This window comes from Bacteroides sp. ET225 (genome assembly GCF_024733745.1).
In the GTDB taxonomy this organism is placed as follows: domain Bacteria; phylum Bacteroidota; class Bacteroidia; order Bacteroidales; family Bacteroidaceae; genus Phocaeicola; species Phocaeicola excrementipullorum.
On record NZ_JANRHN010000076.1, the window covers coordinates 1 to 1,756 of the forward strand.

At 50.5% G+C, this 1,756-nt stretch carries 1 protein-coding gene; it reads left to right on the forward strand.

The features are described from left to right. Window positions 1-1,756: ABC transporter permease (locus tag NW212_RS15135; RefSeq protein WP_258339444.1), on the forward strand; the 1,756-nt coding region annotated here is incomplete at both ends.

A 1,756-nucleotide genomic window follows, 5' to 3' on the forward strand; every position in this document is an offset into this window, starting at 1 on the left:
TAAGGGATATAAAGATTATGAGAAGATTTTCCGACTGGAGATCAATATAAGTGAAGAGATGGAATGGCTGCTTGGCGCTCCTCGCCCTCTTGGAGAACTGATAGGCAACGCTTCGCCGCATGTGCTGGCATCTTCCATAATATCCGGATGGTATGGTAATGCAGATTATGAGGTGGATGGGAATCTGTTCAATGAAACAGAGCTGGCAGGCTTCGGTAACTTCATGGAGGTATTCCAGCCCGAGATGCTGGGCGGTTCGGCTGACGCTCTCGAACGAAAGAACACCATACTGATTCCCGCTTCTATGGCCGAGCGTTTCTTCGGAACAACCGATGCCGTAGGCAAGATCCTGTTCAGAGGCAGGCAGGCGGACAACAATCCGGTAATGGTGGGCGGTGTCTACAAAGATTTTCCGGAGAATTCGCAGATTGGCAACTGCATCTACAAGCCGCTCCATTCCGAAGAGAACAAAGACAACTGGTTTAATTGGAACTACACCTGCCATTATCGGCTGGATAATCCGGCAAATGTTCGGGAAGTAGAGAATATGGCCTTTCAGCAACTGATGAAAGTAGCTCCCGAAGAACTGAAGAAAGATTTGGCTCAGGAGAAAGATGCTTCCCGATTTCTCCGCCTTGTTCCGTTGGCGGAGACTCATTTCTCGAAAGTGGGAAATAAAAGTGCCGGCAGTTATACGACGGTTTATCTGCTTATCTGCATCTCCTTGCTGATCGTAGTGGTCGCTGCCATCAACTTCATGAACTTCTCGCTGGCCGAAACTCCGATGCGCGTCAAAAGCATCAATACGCAGAAGGTATTGGGTGCTACCTCCCGGTCTCTCCGCGCAAGTCTGGTGATTGAAACGGTGCTGGTCAGCCTCATTGCCTTTCTTGTGTCTGTTCTTTTGCTTATGGTCCTGCACGATTCGGGATTGCAGGACTTGGTTGCGGTCAGTCTGAGTTTGGCGGAGCATCCGCTTCTGCTCGTCTTTACCATGGGTGTCAGCATACTGATGGGTGTGCTTGCTGGACTTTATCCTTCGCACTATGTCACTTCATTCCCTCCTGCGCTGGCATTGAAAGGCTCGTTCGGCCTCTCTCCAAAGGGACGGAAGCTGCGCACGGGATTAGTCTGCATTCAATTTTTCGTATCGTTCATGCTGATTATCGCCATCGGCATCATGTATGTGCAGAGCCGCTATATCCGCACTTCCGACTATGGCTATGACAAGGATGTCATTATTGTTGGCAATATGACTAAGGAAGCACGGGACCAGCAGGATGCCGTAGTAGATGAGCTGTCACACATCTCGGGCGTGGAGGGCGTGGCTTTCTCGGAATCTGTGCTAAGTTCGGCCGATAGGTATCAGTTTTGGGGAATAGGCAAGGACGAGAAGAATATCCAGTTCAATTGCTTGCCTGTGGATTACCGCTATTTGGAGGTGATGGGCATCCATGTCACCGAAGGGCGCGACTTCAAGCCGGGTGACGGCGATGTGTATATCTTCAACGAAGCCGCCCGCAAGAAGTATCCATGGATGAAAGTGGGGATGCCCGCCACAACGGGAGAGTTTCCTGTAGTAGGCTTTTGCGAGAACATCCGGTTCAGTACGTTCCGTAATGATGACACATCTGCTCCGATGGCGTTCTTCATTCCCGGAAGCAGTTTCGGCAACTGGAGTTTCCAGAAAACGGTCAACGTCCGCATCTCCGCCGGGACAGACAAAATAGCTGTTATCCACTCCTTGCAAAAGGCA